This is a genomic window from Streptomyces sp. NPDC020597, from assembly GCF_044335095.1.
Classification (GTDB): domain Bacteria; phylum Actinomycetota; class Actinomycetes; order Streptomycetales; family Streptomycetaceae; genus Streptomyces.
This window is the reverse complement of the sequence record NZ_JBIRUL010000006.1, coordinates 70,339-91,540: the sequence shown is the minus strand read 5'-3', so window position 1 is coordinate 91,540 and position 21,202 is coordinate 70,339. Positions and strand designations below refer to the sequence as shown.

14 protein-coding genes and 2 pseudogenes are annotated in these 21,202 nt (G+C 68.8%); 6 read left to right on the top strand and 10 right to left on the bottom strand.

Features of this window, described 5'->3' with window-relative positions:
* Positions 1 to 31 precede the first annotated feature (31 nt).
* From ACH4ZA_RS12890 to ACH4ZA_RS12870, 5 genes are all read right to left on the bottom strand, one after another.
* Positions 32 to 223 (bottom strand): hypothetical protein, encoded by a 192-nt coding sequence (locus ACH4ZA_RS12890; protein WP_398429353.1) that lies wholly within the window; start codon positions 221 to 223, stop codon positions 32 to 34.
* A 96-nt stretch (positions 224 to 319) separates the two neighbouring features.
* Positions 320 to 2,059, bottom strand: a complete 1,740-nt coding sequence (locus ACH4ZA_RS12885) for a glycoside hydrolase family 13 protein (protein ID WP_398429351.1) — start codon at positions 2,057 to 2,059, stop codon at positions 320 to 322.
* Between the two features lie 155 nt (positions 2,060 to 2,214).
* On the bottom strand, positions 2,215 to 3,123 hold the full coding sequence (locus tag ACH4ZA_RS12880) for an ABC transporter permease subunit (protein ID WP_319279300.1): 909 nt from the start codon (positions 3,121 to 3,123) through the stop codon (positions 2,215 to 2,217).
* A gap of 13 nt (positions 3,124 to 3,136) precedes the next feature.
* On the bottom strand, positions 3,137 to 4,141 hold the full coding sequence (locus ACH4ZA_RS12875; protein ID WP_319279298.1) for a sugar ABC transporter permease: 1,005 nt from the start codon (positions 4,139 to 4,141) through the stop codon (positions 3,137 to 3,139).
* 123 nt (positions 4,142 to 4,264) lie between these two features.
* Positions 4,265 to 5,539, bottom strand: a complete 1,275-nt coding sequence (locus ACH4ZA_RS12870; protein WP_319279296.1) for an extracellular solute-binding protein — start codon at positions 5,537 to 5,539, stop codon at positions 4,265 to 4,267.
* Between the two features lie 401 nt (positions 5,540 to 5,940).
* Between ACH4ZA_RS12870 and ACH4ZA_RS12865 the strand changes: the two genes are divergently transcribed.
* Both ACH4ZA_RS12865 and ACH4ZA_RS12860 read left to right on the top strand, forming a co-directional pair.
* On the top strand, positions 5,941 to 6,975 hold the full coding sequence (locus ACH4ZA_RS12865; protein ID WP_319279295.1) for a LacI family DNA-binding transcriptional regulator: 1,035 nt from the start codon (positions 5,941 to 5,943) through the stop codon (positions 6,973 to 6,975).
* A gap of 285 nt (positions 6,976 to 7,260) precedes the next feature.
* Positions 7,261 to 8,103, top strand: a pseudogene (locus ACH4ZA_RS12860) (phosphatase PAP2 family protein); the annotation flags it as partial.
* 415 nt (positions 8,104 to 8,518) lie between these two features.
* On the opposite strand, the gene ACH4ZA_RS12855 reads toward ACH4ZA_RS12860, so the two are convergent.
* Entirely contained in the window at positions 8,519 to 11,515 is a 2,997-nt protein-coding gene (locus ACH4ZA_RS12855; RefSeq protein ID WP_398429349.1) for a bifunctional [glutamine synthetase] adenylyltransferase/[glutamine synthetase]-adenylyl-L-tyrosine phosphorylase, read from the bottom strand.
* A 152-nt stretch (positions 11,516 to 11,667) separates the two neighbouring features.
* On the opposite strand from ACH4ZA_RS12855, the gene ACH4ZA_RS12850 reads away from it, so the two are divergent.
* Positions 11,668 to 12,102 carry a VOC family protein gene (locus ACH4ZA_RS12850; RefSeq protein WP_319279289.1) on the top strand — a complete coding sequence of 145 codons (435 nt, stop codon included), beginning with the start codon at positions 11,668 to 11,670 and terminating at the stop codon, positions 12,100 to 12,102.
* Between the two features lie 151 nt (positions 12,103 to 12,253).
* Here the strand turns inward: ACH4ZA_RS12850 and ACH4ZA_RS12845 are convergent.
* Together ACH4ZA_RS12845 and ACH4ZA_RS12840 are read right to left on the bottom strand one after the other, a co-directional pair.
* Positions 12,254 to 12,340, bottom strand: a pseudogene (locus ACH4ZA_RS12845) (glutamine synthetase); the annotation flags it as partial.
* A 150-nt stretch (positions 12,341 to 12,490) separates the two neighbouring features.
* The gene (locus tag ACH4ZA_RS12840; RefSeq protein ID WP_398429348.1) at positions 12,491 to 13,696 is read right to left on the bottom strand and encodes a hypothetical protein; all 1,206 of its coding nucleotides are present in this window, start codon (positions 13,694 to 13,696) and stop codon (positions 12,491 to 12,493) included.
* A 275-nt stretch (positions 13,697 to 13,971) separates the two neighbouring features.
* Here ACH4ZA_RS12840 and ACH4ZA_RS12835 point away from each other — a divergent pair, with 275 nt between their 5' ends.
* Complete coding sequence (locus ACH4ZA_RS12835) at positions 13,972 to 16,743, top strand: DEAD/DEAH box helicase (protein ID WP_398429346.1); 2,772 nt, start codon at positions 13,972 to 13,974, stop codon at positions 16,741 to 16,743.
* A gap of 230 nt (positions 16,744 to 16,973) precedes the next feature.
* Here ACH4ZA_RS12835 and ACH4ZA_RS12830 read toward each other — a convergent pair whose 3' ends face one another.
* The gene (locus ACH4ZA_RS12830) at positions 16,974 to 18,335 is read right to left on the bottom strand and encodes a glutamine synthetase family protein (RefSeq protein WP_057583457.1); all 1,362 of its coding nucleotides are present in this window, start codon (positions 18,333 to 18,335) and stop codon (positions 16,974 to 16,976) included.
* A gap of 323 nt (positions 18,336 to 18,658) precedes the next feature.
* Between ACH4ZA_RS12830 and ACH4ZA_RS12825 the strand changes: the two genes are divergently transcribed.
* Positions 18,659 to 19,879 carry a globin domain-containing protein gene (locus ACH4ZA_RS12825; protein ID WP_398429345.1) on the top strand — a complete coding sequence of 407 codons (1,221 nt, stop codon included), beginning with the start codon at positions 18,659 to 18,661 and terminating at the stop codon, positions 19,877 to 19,879.
* Positions 19,880 to 19,944: 65 nt separating this feature from the next.
* On the opposite strand, the gene ACH4ZA_RS12820 is transcribed toward ACH4ZA_RS12825, so the two are convergent.
* Positions 19,945 to 20,391, bottom strand: a complete 447-nt coding sequence (locus tag ACH4ZA_RS12820) for an RrF2 family transcriptional regulator (protein ID WP_398429344.1) — start codon at positions 20,389 to 20,391, stop codon at positions 19,945 to 19,947.
* 142 nt (positions 20,392 to 20,533) lie between these two features.
* Between ACH4ZA_RS12820 and ACH4ZA_RS12815 the strand changes: the two genes are divergently transcribed.
* Positions 20,534 to 21,196: a DUF3105 domain-containing protein gene (locus ACH4ZA_RS12815; protein ID WP_319279282.1), complete on the top strand. Its 663-nt coding sequence runs from the start codon at positions 20,534 to 20,536 to the stop codon at positions 21,194 to 21,196.
* Positions 21,197 to 21,202: the final 6 nt, after the last annotated feature.

The following is a 21,202-nucleotide window of genomic DNA, read 5'->3' as shown; positions in this document are numbered from 1 at the left end:
GCAAGGGTCGTGAAAGTAACGGCAAGAAGTTTCACACTTGTTCGGCGGGCTTGCCGGGCAGGGCGCGTTGGCTCAGGAAGGTCAGTCCGGTCTCGGGGCTGAGCGCCGGGGTCAGCTGGGTGCCGCCGCCGAACAGCAGGGGCAGCACGACCAGTTCGAGACGGTCCAGTGCGCCGAGCGCGTGGAAGGTGGCGATGGTCCGCGGGCCGCCGATGAGGTGCACGTCGCCGCCCCCGTTGGCGGCGCGGATCTTTCTCCAGCAGCCGGAGAGGAAAACACCGGGCCCGCTCGGGGCCCGGTGTTTCGTCCTGCGGGGTGCTCAGGCCGTCGTCCACCACACGGTCGTGTCGGCCGGCACCTTCGCGTCCCCGTCGATCTCGGCGACCTCACCGCTGGCGAGGAGCAGCCGGCCGTAGGCCGGGGTCGTCACCGACTCGCCGCCGGTGTTCGCGACGCACACGAACTCCCCGCGCCGGAAGGCGAGGACCCCCTCGGGCGCCCGGAGCCACTCCACCGCGTCGCCGGCGCCCAGGTCGGGCCGGGCGCGGCGGACGGCGAGGGCCGTGCGGTACAGCTCCAGGGTGGAGTCCGGGTCGCCGGTCTGCGCCTCCACGCTCAGCTCCGCCCACTGCGACGGCTGGGGCAGCCAGCTGCCGCCCGCGCCGAAGCCGTACGACGACCCCTCGCGCGTCCACGGGATCGGCACCCGGCAGCCGTCGCGGAAGCCGTCCTGGCCCGCGCCGCGGAAGTACGCCGGGTCCTGGCGCACCTCGTCGGGCAGGTCGACGACGTCCGGCAGGCCGAGCTCCTCGCCCTGGTAGACGTACGCCGAGCCGGGCAGCGCCAGCATCAGCAGCGTCGCGGCACGGGCCCGGCGCAGGCCGAGATCCCGGTCGCCGGCCGTGCGGATCTGGGTGCCGAGGCCGGGCGGGTTGGCGAAGCGGGTGGCGTGCCGGGTGACGTCGTGGTTGGACAGCACCCAGGTGGCGGGCGCGCCGACCGGGCGCATCGCGTCCAGCGTGCGGTCGACGACCTCGCGCAGCTCCTTCGCGTCCCACGCGGTGCTCAGGTACTGGAAGTTGAACGCCTGGTGCAGCTCGTCGGGGCGGACGTAGTGCGCGGTGCGCTCGACGGTCGGGGTCCACGCCTCGGCGACGAAGATGCGCCCACCCGTCTCCCGCCCCCGCCCTTCCGCGGATGGCCCTTCGGGCCCCTTCCCTCCCGAGTACTCGTCGAGGATGAGCCGCCACTGCCGGTAGATCTCGTGGACGCCGTCCTGGTCGAAGAACGGCATGACATCGTTGCCCAGCAGCTTGAGCTGTTCGTGGGAGCCGAGATCGGGCAGGCCGGGCGCCTTGACCAGGCCGTGGGCGACGTCGATGCGGAAGCCGTCGACGCCCATGTCCAGCCAGAAGCGCAGGATCGAGCGGAACTCGTCGCCGACCGCGGGGTGTTCCCAGTTGAAGTCGGGCTGCTCGGGGGCGAAGAGGTGCAGGTACCACGCGCCGGGCGACCCGTCCGGCTCGGTGACCCGCGTCCAGGCCGGGCCGCCGAAGATGGACTCCCAGTCGTTGGGCGGGAGTTCGCCGTTCGTTCCCTTGCCGGGGCGGAAGTGGTAGCGGTCGCGCAGCGGCGAGGCGGGGCCGTCCGCCAGCGCGCGCTTGAACCACTCGTGCTGGTCGGAGGAGTGGTTGGGGACCAGGTCGACGATGATCCTCAGGCCCAGTTCATGGGCGTCGCGGATCAGCGCGTCGGCGTCGAGGAGGTTGCCGAACATCGGGTCGACGGCGCGGTAGTCGGCGACGTCGTAACCGGCGTCGGCCTGCGGCGAGGCGTAGAAGGGGCTCAGCCACACGGCGTCCACACCGAGGTCGCGCAGGTACGGGAGACGGGAGCGTACGCCTTCCAGGTCGCCCATGCCGTCGCCGTCGCTGTCGGCGAAGCTGCGCGGGTACACCTGGTAGATCACCGCGTCCCGCCACCAGTCGCGGTGCCGGGCGACGGTGGCGACGGCCGAGGTGGGGGCGGGGGCCGGGGCTGCGGAGGGCTGCTGGCTCATGACGTCCTTGGTACGTAACGGAGTGGTGGTCATGGGTTTCTCGGGGGTCGGGCGGCGGTGGAACGAGGCGGCCGCGGTGCCGGCGGGGTCGGAAGGACACCGCGGCCGCCGCCCGCGCGGCAGGCCGCGCGGGAGTCCGAGGAAGCGCCGGGCGCTCAGCCCTTGGTGCCGCCCGCGGTGAGGCCGGTCACCAGGTTCTTCTGCACGAGGTAGAAGAACACGGCGGCCGGTATCGCGATCAGCACCGCGGTGGCGGCCATCAGGTTGCGCTGGGCGTCGTGTTCGCTGACGAAGGACTGCAGGCCGACGGCGAGCGTGTACTTGTCGTCGCTGAGCATGAACGTCGAGGCGAACGCGACCTCGCTGAACGCGGTGAGGAAGTTGTAGAAGGCGGCCACCGCGAGACCGGGCTTGGCGAGCGGCAGGATCAGCCGGAAGAAGGTGCCGAACGGGGTGAGTCCGTCCACGCGTCCCGCCTCGTCGATCTCGAACGGGATGGTGTCGAAGTACCCCTTGAGCAGCCAGGCGCTGTACGGGATGACCGTCGTGCAGTACACGAGGATCAGACCGAGGTAGTTGTCGATGAGCTGCAGGTCCGAGAGGATCTGGTACATCGGCACCATCAGCACGGCGACCGGGAACATCTGGGTGACCAGCAGCACCCACATGAACTTCTTGTAGCCGGGGAAGCGCATGCGGGACACGGCGTAGCCGGTGGTGGCGGCGATGAGCACGCCGACGGCGGTCGTGCCGAGCGTGACGATGAGGGAGCTCTTCAACCAGTTGAAGAACTCGGTGTGCTCGACGACGAACGTGTAGTTGGCGAACGTCATCTTGCCCCAGATGCCGCCCGGGTGGAGGTAGTCGTCCTTGTCCGGGCCGAGGGACAGATAGACGAGCCAGGCGATCGGGAAGAGCGCGATCAGGCTCGCGACGATCAGGACGCCGTGCGAGGCGAGGGAGCCGGCGAGGCTGTTCTCGCCGCGGCGGCGGGCCCGGCGCGGGGTCTTCCCGGAACGCTGCTCGCTCGTGGCGGCGGAGGTCTCGACTGCGGTGCTGCTCATGGGAACTCCTGCCTCAGATCGCGAGCTGCTGCTCGTTGCGGTTCAGCCAGCGGCGGTAGAACGAGGTGAAGACGATCAGGATGGCCAGCAGCAGGATGCCGTACGCGGCCGACTGGGCGAAGTCACGCGGCTGCTGCCCGAAGCCGAGGTAGTAGGCCCAGGTGACGAGGATCTGCGCGTCCGGGGCGGTGTTGCCGAACAGCAGGAAGATCACGGCGAACTGGTTGAAGGTCCAGATGACGCCCAGCAGGACGACGGTGGAGCTGACCGACCTCAGTCCCGGCAGGGTGACGTACCGGAATCGCTGCCAGGCGCTCGCGCCGTCCATCTCGGCGGCCTCGTAGAGCGAGGCGTCGATGGCCTGCAGGCCGCCGAGCAGCGAGATCATCATGAAGGGCACACCGCACCAGGTGTTCACCATGATCGCGGCGAATCGCTGCCAGAAGGTGTCCTCGAGCCACAGCGGCGACGGCAGATGCAGGAAGTCCAGCGCGGAGTTGACGATGCCGCCGTCGGCGAGCATGAACCGCCAGCCGAACACGGTGACGAAGGTGGGCACCGCCCACGGCAGCACCAGGATCAGCCGGTACAGGGTGCGCCCGCGCAGCTTCTGGTTGAGGAGCAGGGCGAGGCCGAGTCCGATGCCGTAGTGCAGGGCGACGCAGGCCGCCGTCCACACGATCGTCCAGAGGAAGTGCGACCAGAAGCGGTCGTAGGCCGTCGGCCCCCACAGGATGTCGGCGTAGTTGTCGAGGCCGATGAACTTGTAGGTGGCGTCGATGTGGTTGACGCCGATGGTGCGGGCCGTGTTGAGGCTGTTGGCGTCGGTCAGCGTCAGGTAGAGGCCGTACGCCAGGGGGTACAGCACGAGGACGCCGAGGACGACCGCCACCGGGGCGATCATCGCGTACGCGTACCAGTGCTTCTGGTAGCCGCGCTTCAGGCGGCCGGCCGGCCCGGGCCCCGGCTCACGGTCACCGCGGCGCTTGCCGGTCGCGCGGTCGATGGCGACTGTCATGGTTCGACACCTTCTGGATTTCACGCTGGATCGTCGACGGGGGCTGCGGCCCGCAGCTCACAGGCCGGATGGCCGCCGGATCTCTCCCCTCCATGATCTGGAAGATCCGGCGGCCGCTCGGACTCACTTGCTGAAGTCGGGCACCAGCTTGGCGATGGCGAGCTCAGCGTTGCTCAGTCCCTTGTCGAGGGTCTCCTTGCCACCCGCGATCTTGGGCAGTTCGGTGTCCAGCGGACCCCACAGCGAGCTGTACTCCGGCAGCGCGGGCCGCGGCTGGGCGGCGGCCAGCACCGTCTGGTAGCCGGCGATGCCCGGGTCGGCCTTGACGGCCGCGGTGTAGGCGTCGTCGCGGGTGGGCAGCGTGGAGTTCTTCTGGGCGATGGTCGCCTGGGACGCGGCGGAGGTCATGAAGTCGACGAACTTCAGCGCGGCGGCCTGGTGGGCCTTGTCGGAACCGGCGTAGACCGAGAGGTTGTGGCCGCCGGTCGGGGCGCCCGCCTTGCCGGTGGAACCGGCCGGGACGGTGGCGATGCCGAGGTTGGCCTTGTCCTTGAAGGCGCTGCCCTTGTAGAAGTTCGTGATCTCCCAGGGGCCCTGGATGATCGCGGCGACCTTGCCGTTGACGAACGCGTCCTGGATGTGGGCGTAGGCGTCGGCGGTGGTGTCGGCCTTGTGCAGGCCCTTGCCGTCGAAGAGGCCGAGCCAGGTGCCGTACGCCTTCTTCGCGGCCGCCGAGTTCACGGTGATCTTCTTGGCGTCGGCGTCGACCGTGTCGGTGCCCTCGCCGTAGAGGAACGACTGCGCGTAGTAGGCCTGGGTGGAGCCCCAGTAGCCGTCGACGCCGGTCTTGGCCTTGACGGTGGCGGCGGCGGTCTTCAGCTCGTCCCAGCTCTTGGGGGCCGCGGTGATGCCGGCCTTGGCGAAGAGGTCCTTGTTGTAGACCAGCGCGAGCGTGTCCGTGACCAGCGGCACGCCGTAGGTCTTGCCCTCGTACTTGGCCTGCTCGAGCAGGTTGGACTTGAACTTCGACTGGTCCTTGAGGGCGTCCGTGCCGTCCAGCGGCAGGAAGTAGCCCTTCTTGGCGAAGGCGGGCGTCCAGCCGACCTCGGAGCGCAGGATGTCCGGGGCGCCGGACGCGCCGGCGGCCGTGTCGAACTTGTTCTGCGCCTGGTCGAAGGGCACGTTGACGTACTTGACCTTGACGTCCTTGTTGGCCGCCTCGAACTGCTTGACCAGGGCCTGGTACGTCGGCGCCTCATTGGTGGCGTTGGAGGTGTCCCACCAGGTGATGGTGACCGGCCCGGACGAGTCGTCACTGCCGCTGTCGTCTCCGCCGCAGGCCGTCGCCGCGAGGGCGAGGGACGCCACCAGCGCGGTGGCCGCTATGCCACGCCGCATGAGTTTCTCCTTGAGGGTGAGAGCCCGTATAGCTGCGGGAAGCGGTCCCGTCCGCTGTTCCCGCCGGCTCCGACGCGCCGTTGCCGCCGTCGAGCGACGTGAACGTAACAGCCCTGCAAGCGGCACGAAACCCCTTGCAGAAAAAAAGTGCAAGAACCCACCGAAGTTATCCGCGCGTGACCCTGGCGTGACCTCTGCTCGACCGCTGTGAGACCGTTGTTGTCGCGGTTCAGCGGCCCCACAGCGGGGCGAGCCGCCGCTGTGCAAGACTCTGCAAGAGCTTGCCATCACTTTCACGAGGGAGCGCGATGACGCAGCAGGCCGGAGCGGGCCGTCCGACAGGTCGCCCGCGGCGTCCGATCGGTGTGCAAGTCGGCACCCGACCGGTACAGTCCACCCCTGTGACCACACGGCTTGCCGACATCGCTGCGCAGGCGGGGGTGAGCGAAGCGACCGTCAGCCGCGTTCTCAACGGCAAGCCCGGCGTCGCCGCCACCACCCGTCAGTCCGTGCTCGCCGCTCTGGACGTCCTGGGCTACGAGCGCCCGGTCCGGTTGCGCCAGCGCAGCGCGGGGCTGGTCGGCCTGATCACGCCGGAGCTGGAGAACCCGATATTCCCGGCCCTGGCCCAGGTCATCGGACAGGCGCTGACCCGCCAGGGCTACACCCCCGTCCTCGCCACCCAGACCCCGGGCGGCTCCACGGAGGACGAACTGACCGAGATGCTGGTCGACCGCGGCGTCGCCGGCATCATCTACGTCTCCGGACTGCACGCCGACACCACGGCCGACATGCAGCGCTACGAGCAGCTGCGCGCACAGGGCGTGCCCTTCGTCCTGGTCGACGGCTTCTCCCCGAAGGTCCAGGCCCCCTTCATCTCGCCCGACGACCGCGCGGCGATGACCCTGGCGGTGACCCACCTCGTCTCCCTCGGGCACACCCGGGTGGGGCTGGCTCTGGGCCCCAAGCGCTTCGTGCCGGTCCAGCGCAAGATCGAGGGGTTCGTGCGGGCCATGCAGGAGCAGCTGCGGCTCGACCCGGAGACCATCGAGACCGAGCTGGTCCAGCACTCCCTGTACACCCTGGAAGGGGGCCAGGCGGCGACCACGGCCCTGATCGACCGGGGCTGCACGGCGGTCGTCTGCGCCAGCGACATGATGGCGCTGGGCGCGATACGGGCGGCCAGGCAGCGGGGCCTCGCGGTCCCCCGGGACGTCTCGGTGGTCGGCTTCGACGACTCCCCGCTGATCGCCTTCACCGACCCGCCGCTGACGACCGTGCGCAAGCCGGTGCCGGCGATGGGCCAGGCCGCCGTCCGCACACTCCTCGAGGAGATCGGCGGGACGCCTGCGCCGCACAGCGAGTTCGTGTTCATGCCGGAGCTGGTGGTGCGGGGCTCCACCGCCTCGGCGCCGGGCGACCGCGCCCGCGTCTGATCCCGCCCCGCCCCGGGCCGCACGACCGCTGACGACCGCTGACGACCGCTGACGACCGCTGACGACCGCTGACGACCTGAACGTAACCGGTTGCCGCCGGTCGTCGCATTTCGTGCCCGCCCGGGCACTTCCCGTGACGCGCAGTCCTCCGTAGGGTGGAGGAACCGGGCATCCTCCTGTACGCCGGGAGGAGGCGAAGGGGTCCCGTCGTCGTAAAGGCGTGCAAAACGAACCCGACCGCGGGATGATCGGACGAAGAGGTCTTTTCTGGCAGACTCTGGGTCCATGGGTGAATCGACTGTGACGCCGCTGGAAGGCCGCGACCAGGCCCTTCCGCAGGCCGTCACGGCCCCGACCCGGCGTCGCCGTCTCGCACGCGTCCGCAGCCCCCGCCGGCCTCGCCTGTGGTTCGAGATCCTTCTCATCGCGGTGAGTTACTGGACGTACTCCCTCGTGCGCAACGCGGTGCCGGAACAGCGTTCCGAAGCGTTGCGCAACACCGACTGGCTCTGGCGGGCCGAGCAAGCTCTCGGCATCGCCGTGGAGGAGTCGGTCAACCACGCGGTGAACTCGGTGACCTGGCTCATCGTGAGCATGAACTACTACTACGCCACGCTGCACTTCGTCGTCACGCTGGTCGTCCTGGTGTGGCTCTACCGCAGCCATCCGGGCCGCTACGCGGCGACCCGTCTCGTCCTGTTCGCCACCACGGCGGTGGCCCTGGTCGGCTATTACCTCTACCCGTTGGCGCCACCGCGGCTGATGCCGCGCGGCGGCTTCGTCGACACGGTGATGGTCCACCAGACGTGGGGGTCGATGGCGTCCGGCGACCTCAAACACATGTCGAACCAGTACGCGGCGATGCCGTCCATGCACATCGGCTGGTCCGTGTGGTGCGGCCTGACCGTGTTCGCCCTGGCCAGGCTCCCCTGGGTGCGCGTCCTCGGTCTGCTCTACCCGACGGCGACCCTGGTGGTCATCGTCGCCACCGCCAACCACTTCTGGCTGGACGCGGTCGGCGGCCTCCTCTGCCTCGCCTTCGGCTTCGCCGTGGCCCGCCTCTGGTACGGCGCCCTGCCGTACGCCCTGCCGAGGACCGTCCCGGACACGCGGCGCGACGACGGGCCCACGGGACGGCGGCGTCCCCGGCTCCGCCACAGGGCCCCGACACCGCCCGACTCCGCCGGCTCCCGCGACGCGCGGACACCCGGCCGCTCCCCCGCGGTGCGCACGCCGGGCGGCTCCCTCGTGGCGCGAACGGCGGCCGGGGCCTCCGGCGCGGAAGGGCGGGTCGGCGCGTCCGGCACCGGTGCCGAGGGCCGCGCGGAGAACCACGCGGAGGGCCGCCCAGAAAGCTGAGAGGCCCGCAGAAGACTGAGCGGCCCGGCGCACGAGCCCGTCGGCGCCCGTACCGGTCGGGCGCGCGCAGCCCACGGGTCAGGCCGGAGCCGGGCCGGCCCGCGTGGAGCCGGCGCCGTGACCGGAAAGGTCCACCGGCTCGCGACGTCCGGCAGCTTCTCGGCAAACCTTTCCGGTCACGGCACTAGCCCGCGTAGAACAGTTCGTCCACCACGGTCCGGGCCCGGCGGGCGGTGCGCCGGTAGTCGTCGAGCATGTCGCCGACGCGGCCGGGGCCGTAGCCGAGGTACCGGCCCACCGCGACCAGCTCGCGCGGATCGGAGGGGAACGTGTCTCCCGCGCGGCCGCGCACCAGCATCACCGCGTTGCGCACCCGCGTGGCCAGCACCCACGCCTCGTCCAGCGTGGCCGCCTCCTCCTGCGGGATGAGCCCGGCGTCGCGGGCGGCGGTGAGCGCCTGCCGGGTACGGGTGGTGCGCAGCCCCGGATGCGTCGCGCCGTGCCGCATCTGGATCAGCTGCACGGTCCACTCGACGTCGGACAGGCCGCCCGGGCCGAGCTTGGTGTGCAGCTTGGGATCGGCGCCGCGGGGCAGCCGCTCCGACTCCATCCGCGCCTTCAGCCGCCGGATCTCCCGCACGGCCTCCTCGGTGAGCCCGCCCGCCGGATACCGCAGCGGATCGGCGAGTTCGAGGAACCTGTGCCCCAACTCCTCGTCCCCCGCGACGACTTCGGCGCGCAGCAGCGCCTGCGACTCCCACACCAGCGACCATCGCCGGTAGTAGGCGTCGTACGACTTCAGCGTGCGCACGAGCGGTCCGGACTTGCCCTCCGGCCGCAGGTCCGCGTCGACGAGCAGCGGCGGGTCGGCGCTGGGGATCTGCAGGAGCCGGCGCATCTCGGAGACGACCTTGTTGGCGGCCTGTGCGGCCTCCCGCTCGTCGACGCCGTCCCGCGGCTCGTGGACGAAGAGGACGTCCGCGTCGGAGCCGTAGCCCAGTTCGTGGCCGCCGAAGCGCCCCATGCCGATGACGGCGAAGCGGGTGGGCAGGGTCTCGCCCCAGCCCTCGCGGACGACGGCGCGCAGGGTGCCGGACAGCGTGGCGGCGGTGAGGTCGGACACGGCGCCGCCGACCAGGTCCACAAGGGCCCCCTGGTCGGCCTCGACGGGCTGCGCCTCGGTGCCGTAGGAGCCGACGATGTCCGCGGCGGCGATGCGGAACAGCTCGCGCCTGCGGACCCCGCGCGCGGCGGTGACCGCCTGCACCGCCCCGTCGGCCCGCCGCACCGCGGCGAGGATCTCCTGTTCCAGCAGGACGCGCCCGCGCGGCTCGAGCCCGCCGCCGTCGCCGTCACCGAGCAGCGCCACCGCCTCCGGTGCGCGCATCAGCAGGTCGGGGGCGAGCCGTCCGGCGGACAGCACACGGGCGAGGTTCTCCGCCGCGGCCCCCTCGTCCCGCAACAACCGCAGATACCAAGGGGTCTTGCCCAGGGCGTCGGAGACCTTGCGGAAGTTGAGCAGGCCCGCGTCCGGGTCGGCGGAGTCGGCGAACCACCCCAACAGGACGGGCAGCAGGGTGCGTTGGATGGCGGCCTTGCGGGTGACGCCGGACGCCAGCGCCTCCAGGTGGCGCAGCGCGGCGGCCGGATCGGCGTAGCCCAGGGCGACGAGTCGTTCGCGGGCCGCCTCCGCACTCAACCGGGTCTCCCCCGGGGCGAGTTGAGCGACGGCGTCGAGCAGCGGCCGGTAGAACAGCTTCTCGTGCAGCCGTCGTACGACGGACGCGTGCCGCTTCCACTCCCGGCCCAGCTCGGCGACCGGGTCGGTGCGCAGGCCGAGGGAGCGGCCGAGCCGCCGCAGATCGGTCTCGTCCTCGGGGACCAGATGGGTCCGCCGCAGCCGGTAGAGCTGGATGCGGTGCTCCATGGACCGCAGGAAGCGGTACGCGGCGTCCAGTTGCACCGCGTCGGCGCGTCCGACGTAGCCGCCGGTGGCGAGCGCCTGCAGGGCGTCGAGCGTGGTGCCGCTGCGCAGCGAGCCGTCGGCGCGTCCGTGCACCAGCTGCAGCAGCTGCACGGCGAACTCGACGTCCCGCAGTCCGCCGGGCCCGAGTTTGAGTTCGCGCTCGACCTCGGAGACCGGGATGTTCTCGATGACCCTTCGCCGCATGTTCTGCACGTCGACGACGAAGTTCTCCCGCTCCGCCGCCTTCCACACCATCGGCTCGACGGCGGCGACGTAGTCGGCGCCCAGCTCCAGGTCCCCGGCCACCGGCCGCGCCTTCAGCAGGGCCTGGAACTCCCAGGTCTTGGCCCACCGCTGGTAGTAGGCGAGATGGCTGCTGAGGGTCCGCACCAGGGGACCGTTGCGCCCCTCGGGCCGCAGGTTGGCGTCGACGGGCCAGATGGACCCTTCGACGGTGGTCTCGGAGCAGATCCGCATCATGTGCGACGCGAGTTTGGTGGCGGCCCGCAGCGCCTTGCCCTCGTCGGCCCCCTCGACGGCCTCGCCCACGAAGATGACGTCCACGTCGGACACGTAGTTCAGCTCGTGCCCGCCGCACTTGCCCATCGCGATGACGGCGAGCCGGCACAGCGCGGCGTCGTCGGGGGCGGCCGCGCGGGCCAGGCCGAGGGCGGCCCGCAGAGTGGCGGTGGCGAGGTCGGCGAGCTCGGCGGCGGTCTCGGCGACGTCGGTCGTCCCGCACACGTCGCGGGCCGCGATGGACAGCAGGCAGCGCCGGTAGGACACGCGCAGCGACACCGGGTCGACGGCGTCGGCCAGTCCGCGCTCGAACTCCTCCACTCCGGGGTGCAGGTCCCGGGGCTCGTAGGTGACCAGCGCCTCCCAGTCCCGCGGGTGCCGGGTGAGGTGGTCGGCGAGGGCGGCGGACGCCCCCAGCACCCCCAGCAGCCGGTCCCGCAGGGGTTTGGCCGCGATCAGGGTGTCGAGCAGTTCGCGTCTCGCGGCGGGCCCGGGCTGGGCCTCCACCAGCCCGACGAGGCCGTGCAGGGCGAGGTCGGGGTCGGCGGTGGCGGCGAGCGCCTCCAGCAGAAAGGGGTCGTTGCGCACCGGGTACAGCTCGGGCCCGTCCAGCAGCCGCTCGGCCGCGGAGGGATCGGTGAAGCCGTGCCGCAACAGCCGCGTGAAGGTGCTGCTTCTGCGCCCCGGCGCCATCATCCCAGGCCTCCTCGTGCGATCAAGGTCGTCCGAAGTCGAGCGTAACCCCCGCCCCACGGTGGCGCTCCGGCCCGGTTTCGGGTTCTGTGGGGGAACGGCGTGCCGCAACCGCCTGCGGGACGTCCTACACAGGGACGACAAGGGAGCCACCCATGGACATGACCCTCGAAGTGATCCTGCTGCCGGTGTCGGACGTGGACCGCGCCAAGGAGTTCTACCGCGACAGGGTGGGCTTCCACGTCGATCTCGACGGCGAGGTGATGGAGGGGGTACGGATCGTGCAGCTCACCCCGCCGGGCTCGGGCTGTTCGATCGCCCTGGTGGACGGCCTCCAGGTGCCGACGGGCACCCCGCAGCCGGGCACGTACCACGGCATGCAGCTCTGTGTGACGGACGCGAAAGCGGCGTACGAGGAGCTGACCGCGCGGGGCCTGGACGTCACCGAGCCCCAGCAGTTCGCCCCGCAGGACGGCGCGACCTTCATGTACTTCAAGGACCCCGACGGCAACGGCTGGGCGATCCAGGAGTACCGCCGCCGCGAGACCGAGCCACTCCACCAGGTCCTGGCAAAACTGGCCGCGCGGTAGGACCGCGAGAACACCGGAAGCGCGGAAACACAGAAACGCGGAAACTCCGACGGCCCGGAGACGGTCCGGGCGAGGGGCACGCGCAGGGCCGGCGGTCGGTGACCGCCGGCCCTGTGTGTCGTCGTAGCGGGAAACCCGCCCTGACCTGCCCCTACAGCACCGGCAGGTTCTTGCGCAGCTCGAAGGCGGTGACCTCGGAGCGGTACTCCTCCCACTCCTGGCGCTTGTTGCGCAGGAAGTGACGAGGCCTCGGAGCGACCACGCGCGATCGACGTCCATGCAGGGCCTACAGGCGCCCGAGCAGTCGTCATTGGTCGTCGTTGGTCACCCTGGGCCGCCCTTCGACGGCCCACAGACGGCCCGGCCCATACGCAGAGGCGTAGTCCCGTCAGCTCTCCGCCTCTGGGTGCCGCACAGCCTTCTTCACCGCCTGCTCAACTTCAGCTCGCGACATGCCCACGTCATCCTGGGCAGCGTATTCGGTGACAGCCGTATGGAAGTCCTCGGCTGCCGTGCGCCAGACCTTCCACTGCGCGTCGTACGCATCGCCATCGAGGCTGGCGAGCTTCGCGTGCTCCTCCATCGCCGTTCGCTCCAAGTTGATCAATCCATCGGGGATGTCCGACACGGCTTGAGAGCAGCCGTTGCGCGGCTGTGGCACGACGGGTCCGTAGTCTTTGGCCGCAGTCCAACGCGAGTGCCCATCCGCCTGCTGCTCCGACTGGCGCCGCCGTCCAGCCCCGACGCCACCAGATCGGCTGCCTTCACCGAAGTGGTCCACCCAGATCTCGTAGTCGTGTGTTGTAGTCCAGAAGCCGAGGCGCTCCAGCGGCCACACGGGCCGGACCAGTCCCGCAGGAGCCTGGCGGATGAAGTCGTCCAAGGTGATGGCGCTGGGCTGCGAATCGACGTGGGTGGCGCCGCAGCCGGCATAGCGGCCAAGGGGGCACCGATGGCCCTCGCGGCTAGTGCAGTCCCAAACGAGAACCTTTCGGTAGCCACCGAGGATGCGGACTTCGTATCTCGGGTTCTCGATCTGAGGTAGACGGGCCTGGTTGGAGCGAAGCATGGCGACGCGAGCACCGTCGGCGATGATGGAGCTGTCCGTGTGCCAGGCAACCGCATCCCGCTTGGCGGCGAGAGACCGGCGGGTCCGTTCCCTTGCCCCATAGCCGGGCTTGAATGGGGAGTGCTGCATCTCGTAGGAGAGGCGGCGAGCACCTATGAGGAGCACATCCGAACGCGTACGGCCATCGTCGGCACGGGACTCACGCTGGGCTTGGAACCCTTCAGCCATTCCAACGCGTTCGACGCGGTCGCAGTACGCCTTGTGTTCGTCGCTCTCTAACGCCTGGTAGGGGTGGTCGGCGCTCTCCCCGGGCTGATGAGAGACCACGCGTCCACCGCTGTTGCGGGAGTAGGTTTTCATCCAGTGGGTGACGTGGTCCTCATCCCAGCACCAAGCGCACTTCACGAGCTGGCGGCGGACAGAGTCGCGGTTGTCGACGACGAGCCGCGCCCACGCAGTGTCGCTGAGCTTAGAGGCGTCGACTTTTCCTCGTCCGTCGGTGAGGTAGATCAAGTTGTTGTGCACGTTAGATCTGCTCCTCTGCTCCAGGGAACGTCTGGCCTCCCAGCCGGTGGCGGGCGTCTGTAGTCCATGGTGCGGTACGGCACTGACACTGGGACATACAGTGGCGAAGGCCCGGCCGTCGGGCAGCAACAGCCGGGTCGACGGCAGTAAGGGAAGGGCAACCTAATCTAAGAGAGCGACCCTACTGAAGGGTGATCGAGCCAGCTAGACGAGTCGCGAGCCGCGTTCTCCAAAAAGAGAGGCACGCATTACCCATCTTCGCTACCCTGCCTCACATGTTCGACGTTTCTGGGCTCAGCTCCTACGAGGCTCCTGCTGAACTTATCAGCGTCTGGGAGCAACACATCCAGACGTTTACGGATGTCCAAGAACGCGCCATCCGAGCCGGAGCGCTCGACGGTCGAACAAATCTTCTAGTCATGGCGCCCACCAGTTCGGGAAAAACCCTTGTCGGTGAACTCGCCGCCACATCCTCGGCTTTTGCGAGGCGCCAGCACTCGATCTTTATCGTTCCATTTCGCGCCCTCGCCGATGAACATTACGAGCTATTCCGCGAGCGCTACGGACACCTGTTGTCGGTAGTCATCTCCACGTCCGATTGGACGGAGTTTGACGCGGACATTCGAGCAGGCAACTTTAACCTCGCCGTAATGACGTACGAAAAGCTGATGATCTTCCTCGCTCATCAGCCGGATTTGATTCAGCGCTGTACAACTCTCGTGATCGACGAGGTGCAGCTTTTGTCTGACGGTGCCCGTGGAGCCAAGCTCGAAATGCTCCTAACTCAAGTACTAGTGGCCGACAAGCGTCCACAGATAGTTGCACTTTCAGCATCCGTGGACGGAGTAAATGGACTGGAAACCTGGCTCGACGCCACAATGGTCAGTTCTTCCGAGCGTCCGGTTCCTTTGACTCAGAGTGTCTGCTCGGTCTCGGGCTCCGCCGAAATGCTCGACCGCAACGAGGCCACGCGCACCGAGGTTTTGATTCCGGCACAAAATGATCGCGAAGAGGCAATTTCCGCGATCACACATCGCTACCTAGGCGAAGGTAAGCAGATAATTATCTTTCGGTCCACGGTCCGAAAGGTAGTCGAAACTGCTCGCCGCCTACGCACAGAACTGCCTGCGATCGGAATCTCTCAAGAGATTAGCGAGCGTTTCAATTCCCTAGACGACTCCGATGCAGTCAATGATCTGGGGCTGTGCCTCTCAGCTAAGGTCGGATACCACACTGCCGACCTTACCCACCCTGAACGGCGCCTCGTCGAAGAGGCATTCCGGTCCGGCGAAGTACGGGTGCTCGTCGCAACGACGACACTCGCCATGGGCGTGAATCTGCCAAGCGATGTCGTCATCGTCGGGGATACGACACGCCACGTCCCAGCTAAGGTCGGCTGGAGCCTCCAGAACATCTCTGTCGCCGAGTACCGCAACGCCGCCGGCCGCGCAGGGCGCCTTGGCCAGAGCAGCGCTGGGTTCTCCGTCCTGATTGCAGAACACGACGCTGAGATGCGGCAGCTGGTCAACGCATACCTGCTCGGCCATATTGAACCGATCGAATCGCAGATACCTAAAAGACCGTTCGCGGATGTCGTCTTCGAAGCGATCTGTGCAGGTACCGCTCAGACCGAAGATGAGCTGATTAACTTCCTCGCCTCTACGTTCGCGTACACGACGTTTTACGAGACCGTAGGTGGTGGTTTTGAGGAATTGCGTAGAGCCGTAACAGAAGCGGTGACGTACTGCGTTTCCAGCGATCTTGTAATAAAGGAGGAGATTCACCTCCACCCGACGCCCATGGCGAAGATATTCGGCGCGGCCGGAATCTCCATATCTAGCGCATCCCGGCTCGCGGCAACATTGAAGCAAGCGGAAGCCACTCAACTGACAGATGCAGACATCGTCTTCGATGTAACTTCATGTACAGAGGTCGGCGATCGCCCTTGGGTTCGCCGTCGCTACGGGGTTGACGTGGATCCTCGCCCTCAACACTCCCCTGCGGCCTCCGCATCCTCGCCCGGCTCCAACCTAGCCGTCACACTCGGGAGAAGGGCACTCACTCCGGATGACAGAAAGTCCTTGATCCGCGCTAAGTGCCTCTTGGATTGGATGGCCGGAAAGCCTCAGCGAGCAATTTCGTCGGATTTTCGGGATATGGGCGCGGCGGCTTCTCGAGTACGCGATCTCGGGAAGTATGCAGCCTGGCTACTGGACACTTTGGCCCAAGCAGCGGAAGTTCGTGGCGTCTCCGAGGCTCTGGCGGACAAGTTCCGAGCATTGGCCCTCGCCGCCCGCTATGGACTCCCTGCAGAGCTAGCCCCATTGGCTCGCCTTCGCGTGGCAGGAGTATCGCGTGAACACCTTCTGAAGTTGTTCACGAATCCTTCCGGCAAGAGATTGCATGAACCAGAGACTTTCCTTGAAGCATCTGATGATGATTTCGAGGGGCTCCTGACTCCTGCGCAAGTAGCTCGTCTACGGAATGCAATCGTATCTGAACTAGAGGATTCACTGCGCCGCAAGCAGGCGGGACACGTGGCCCGTTCAGAGCAGGCCGGGACACCGCGAAAGATAGTCGAGGACCTCTACACCGCAAAGGGCGAGGGACTTGAACAAGCGATCACCGATGCTCTCAACCATATAGGAGTTTCCGCAACAAGAATCATGCGCCAGCCCCACGGCGAGGAGGACATTAGGGTCACCCACCCAGACGGCACTATCATAGTATCGGTAACCGCTTCCCAGCATGACACTCGCCTGATCAAATGGAACAAGGCAAAGGAAATCCTTGGTGCGGGAACCGGTCTTAATCCAATCAACTATGTGTGTGTGGGACGGCCGGGGTTTGATGCATTGGCGGAACGAAGCGCGCAGAATATCGCACGCGAGGCCGGAGCACGGTCGATCTCCCTGATCCCCATTCCGGTGCTGGCTGAGTTGGTCGTTCGTGTAGATGAGGGTCTCGAAACGCCTGAGCAATTGGCCGATCTACTTGCGCGGCATCGCGGTGTCATGACTATAGAGAGTCTTCCCAGCACCCCTTAAGTCACTACCTCGGACACAACGATCCCGGGTTCACGCTGCGGGTCTACACGCACCTCATGCCGAGCAGCGACGCACGGGCCCGGAAGGCCGTGGACAGCCTGTACGAAGGCACCGATCGGACGTCGGACGGCCCGGAGACGGCCCAGGGCCAGTGAGACGCCATGGGGCCGACGGTCAGCGACCGTCGGTCCCACTCGCCGAACCAGCGGGAAACCCGCTCTGACCTGCCCCTACAGCACCGGCAGGTTCTTGCGGAGCTCGAAGGCGGTGACCTCGGAGCGGTACTCCTCCCACTCCTGGCGCTTGTTGCGCAGGAAGAAGTCGAAGACGTGCTCGCCCAGGGTCTCGGCGACGAGGTCGCTGCGGTCCATCAGGGTCAGGGCCTCGCCGAGGTTCTGCGGGAGCGGCTCGATGCCCATGGCGCGGCGCTCGGCGTCCGACAGCGCCCAGACGTCGTCCTCGGCGCCCGGCGGAAGCTCGTACCCCTCCTCGACGCCCTTGAGGCCGGCGGCGAGCAGCATGGCGTAGGCGAGGTACGGGTTGGCGCCGGTGTCGAGGGAGCGGACCTCGATGCGCGCGGAGCCGGTCTTGCCGGGCTTGTACATCGGCACGCGCACCAGGGCGGAGCGGTTGTTGTGGCCCCAGCAGATGTAGGACGGGGCTTCGCCGCCCGCGCCGGCGGTGCGCTCGGAGCCGCCCCAGATGCGCTTGTAGGAGTTGACCCACTGGTTGGTGACGGCGGCGATCTCGGCGGCGTGCTTCAGCAGACCGGCGATGAAGGACCGGCCGACCTTGGACAGCTGGTACTCCGCGCCGGACTCGTAGAACGCGTTGCGGTCCCCCTCGAAGAGGGAGAGGTGGGTGTGCATGCCGGAGCCGGGGTGCTCGCTGAACGGCTTGGGCATGAAGGTGGCCTGGACGCCCTGCTCCAGCGCGACCTGCTTCATGACCAGGCGGAACGTCATGATGTTGTCGGCCGTGGAGAGCGCGTCGGCGTAGCGCAGGTCGATCTCCTGCTGGCCGGGGGCGCCCTCGTGGTGGGAGAACTCGACCGAGATGCCCATCGACTCGAGCATGGTGATCGCCTGGCGGCGGAAGTCCATGCCGATGTTGTGCGGGGTGTGGTCGAAGTAGCCGGAGTTGTCGGCCGGGGTCGGCCGGGAGCCGTCGGTCGGCTTGTCCTTCAGCAGGAAGAACTCGATCTCCGGGTGGGTGTAGAACGTGAAGCCCAGGTCGGAGGCGCGGGCGAGGGCGCGCTTGAGGACGTAGCGCGGGTCGGCGAAGGACGGGGAGCCGTCCGGCATGAGGATGTCGCAGAACATGCGGGCGGTGCCGGGGGCCTCCGCGCGCCAGGGCAGGACCTGGAAGGTGGAGGGGTCCGGCTTGGCGATCATGTCGGACTCGTAGACCCGGGCGAAGCCCTCGATCGCGGAGCCGTCGAAGCCGATGCCCTCGTCGAAGGCCTGCTCGAGCTCGGCGGGGGCCACGGCGACGGACTTGAGGAAGCCCAGCACGTCCGTGAACCACAGCCGTACGAACCGGATGTCGCGCTCCTCCAACGTCCGGAGCACGAACTCCTGCTGCTTGTCCATCTTCCGCTTCCCCATCCTTGCTGGTCAGGCCGCCTGCCTCCGGTCCCGTGGAGCGGCGGTCGGGCACCTGAGCATCAGACCACATCCCCGTTTCGGGCGCGTTGCCGACCATGATCGCCTCGGCGACCCGGATCTGAACGCCTCGTGTCCGGCGGGTGTCCTGCTCTGTCGCCCATCTTGCCTGCTCGGACCGGCATCCGTAATGCCCGACCCCCTCCGTCTCCCTCCCCCGCTTAATTTGCATCTCAAATGCAACTTTAATTAGGGTGCCGAACGGCCGTACGGAGCGAACCCCTTCACCCCCTTGAGCTCGAGGAGTCCCGATGTTGTCCGATCAGTCCGCAGCCACCGTCCGCGCCACCCTCCCCGTGGTGGGCGCGGCCATCGGCGACATCACCGAGCGGTTCTACGCCGGACTCTTCGCCGCCCGCCCCGAGCTGCTGCGCGACCTGTTCAACCGGGGCAACCAGGCAGCCGGCACTCAGCGCCAGGCCCTGGCCGGCTCCATCGCCGCCTTCGCGCGTCACCTCGTCGACCACCCCGGGGACCGCCCCGACGCGATGCTCGGCCGGATCGCCCACAAGCACGCGTCGCTGGGCGTCGCGCCCGAGCAGTACCCGGTCGTCCACGAGCACCTCTTCGCCGCCATCGTGGACGTCCTCGGCGAGGCGGTCACCCCCGAGGTGGCGACCGCCTGGGACGAGGTCTACTGGCTGATGGCGAACGCGCTGATCGCCCTCGAGCGACGGCTCCGCGAGGAGCGGGGCGGCGCCGCGGGGGCCCCGCAGTGGCGGGAGTGGGAGGTCGTGGAGCGCTTCGAGGAGACCGCGGACGTCGTCACCTTCCGGCTGCGACCGCGGGACGGGGCGCCCGTCCGGGAGTTCCGTGCGGGCCAGTACGTGGCCGTGCGCACCAGGCTCGCCGACGGGGCCCGCCAGATACGCCAGTACAGCCTCTCGGGGGCGCCGGACGCGGAGCTGCGGCAGATCAGCGTCAAGCGCGTGAGCGGCGGCGGGACGGCGGGGCCGGGCGCGCTCACGCCCGAGGGCGAGGTCTCCCAGCACCTCCACGCGCGCGTGCGGGAGGGCGACGTGCTGGAGCTCTCCGAGCCGTACGGCGACCTGGTCCTCGACGACGCCGACGGCGCCCCGCTGCTGCTGGCCTCGGCCGGCATCGGCGTCACCCCGATCGTCGCCATGCTGGCCCACCTCACGGCCGTCGGGTACGACGCGCCCGTCACCGTCGTCCACGCGGACCGCTCCCCCGCGCACCACGCCCTGCGCGCGGACCACGAGGCCCACGCGGCGAAGCTGCCGGACGCAGCCGTGCACCTCTGGTACGAGCGGGAGGCCCCGGCGGGCGCCCGGACCGGGCTGACCGACCTCGCCGACGTGCCCGTCGCGCCCGGCACGCGCGCGTACCTGTGCGGCCCGCTCCCCTTCATGGGGGCGGTGCGGGCGCAGCTGATCGCGAAGGGGGTCGCCCCGGCGGACGTCCACTACGAGGTGTTCGGCCCCGACCTGTGGCTGGCGACAGCGGGCTGAGGCCTCGCCGCGGCCGCACCTGGGGCGGCGGGCCCCGGCGTCCCGGGGCCGGGGCGCCGCGCGGGTCAGGCCCGTCCGGGAATCCCCAGCAGCAGCGGGCCCGTCGGCTCCGTGACGAGGTCCGCCAGCGTGAGCGGGTCCAGGGAGCGGTAGAACGCCTCCTGGGCCCGGCGCAGAGCGCCTCGCAGGCGGCAGGCCGAACTCAGGGGACAGGCCACGGCTCCGCCCTCGCAGTCGACGACGTCGCCGTCCCCCTCGAAGGCGCGGACGACGGCGCCCACCGACGCCGCGCGGCCGGGCCCGCTGAGGGCGAGGCCGCCGCCCCGGCCCCGCCGGGCCTCGAGCAGCCCCATGTGCTGGAGCTCGGCGACGACCTTCGCCGCGTGGGTGTAGGGGACCTCCATCGCCGCGGCCACCTCCCGGGTCGTGGGAGTGACCTGCGGGTTCTCGCCCGTCACCGCGAGTCGCATCAGGACGCGCAGCGCAAGGTCGGTGGATCGCAACAGCCGCATGAGACGAAGCGTAGATAATGCGCATCTCGGGTTCAAATTATCTCGGACCTGGGCCGTGACCCGTCTACGACAAACCCGCGCGTCGGATTACGATCAGCGGACCCGTTCGTCAGTTCCCCCTTTCCCCAGAAGGACAGGCCTCATGGGTTCCGCCAACACCACCGGCAGTGCGGCGCGCAAGGCGCGCATAGAGGAGATGCGGCGGGCCGAACAGGCTCGTGAGCGACGAGGCCGGTTCCTCGTGATCGGGGGCAGCGTCCTCGCCGTCGTCGCGCTCGTCGCCGGTGGCGTGTTCGTCGTGAAGTCGCAGTCCGGCGACGACGCCTCCGCCGCCGACTCCAAAGACTCCGGGAAGTTCGTCACCGGCGCCGACGGGGTGAAGACGTGGAAGGGGAAGCTGGGGCGCACGCACGTCGCGAAGACCGTGAAGTACCCGACGGAACCGCCCGTCGGCGGCGACCACAACCAGGTCTGGATGAACTGCAACGGCGACGTCTACACCAAGGCGCTCAACAACATGAACGCCGTGCACTCGCTGGAGCACGGCGCGGTCTGGGTGACGTACAACAGCAAGGCGGCCAAGGCGGACGTCGAGGCTCTCGCCGCCAAGGTCAAGAAGACGCCCTACACGCTGATGAGCCCGGACGACGCCCAGGCCGACCCGATCATGCTCACCGCGTGGGGCAACCAGCGCACGGTGACCGGGGCGAGCGACCCGAACGTGGACGCGTTCTTCGCGAAGTTCGTGCAGGGCTCGCAGACGCCCGAACCGGGCGCGGCGTGCACGGGCGGGCTGCCGCAGTGAGGTACG

What these genes read in the sequence shown, in the direction of transcription:
- ACH4ZA_RS12830 (WP_057583457.1), bottom strand. Translation starts at nt 18,335, where the DNA reads ATGGACAAGCAGCAGGAGTTCGTGCTCCGGACGTTGGAGGAGCGCGAC.
- ACH4ZA_RS12815 (WP_319279282.1), top strand. Translation starts at nt 20,534, where the DNA reads ATGGGTTCCGCCAACACCACCGGCAGTGCGGCGCGCAAGGCGCGCATA.
- ACH4ZA_RS12835 (WP_398429346.1), top strand. Translation starts at nt 13,972, where the DNA reads ATGTTCGACGTTTCTGGGCTCAGCTCCTACGAGGCTCCTGCTGAACTT.
- ACH4ZA_RS12850 (WP_319279289.1), top strand. Translation starts at nt 11,668, where the DNA reads ATGGACATGACCCTCGAAGTGATCCTGCTGCCGGTGTCGGACGTGGAC.
- ACH4ZA_RS12825 (WP_398429345.1), top strand. Translation starts at nt 18,659, where the DNA reads ATGTTGTCCGATCAGTCCGCAGCCACCGTCCGCGCCACCCTCCCCGTG.
- ACH4ZA_RS12870 (WP_319279296.1), bottom strand. Translation starts at nt 5,539, where the DNA reads ATGCGGCGTGGCATAGCGGCCACCGCGCTGGTGGCGTCCCTCGCCCTC.
- ACH4ZA_RS12855 (WP_398429349.1), bottom strand. Translation starts at nt 11,515, where the DNA reads ATGATGGCGCCGGGGCGCAGAAGCAGCACCTTCACGCGGCTGTTGCGG.
- ACH4ZA_RS12875 (WP_319279298.1), bottom strand. Translation starts at nt 4,141, where the DNA reads ATGACAGTCGCCATCGACCGCGCGACCGGCAAGCGCCGCGGTGACCGT.
- ACH4ZA_RS12820 (WP_398429344.1), bottom strand. Translation starts at nt 20,391, where the DNA reads ATGCGGCTGTTGCGATCCACCGACCTTGCGCTGCGCGTCCTGATGCGA.
- ACH4ZA_RS12885 (WP_398429351.1), bottom strand. Translation starts at nt 2,059, where the DNA reads ATGAGCCAGCAGCCCTCCGCAGCCCCGGCCCCCGCCCCCACCTCGGCC.
- ACH4ZA_RS12880 (WP_319279300.1), bottom strand. Translation starts at nt 3,123, where the DNA reads ATGAGCAGCACCGCAGTCGAGACCTCCGCCGCCACGAGCGAGCAGCGT.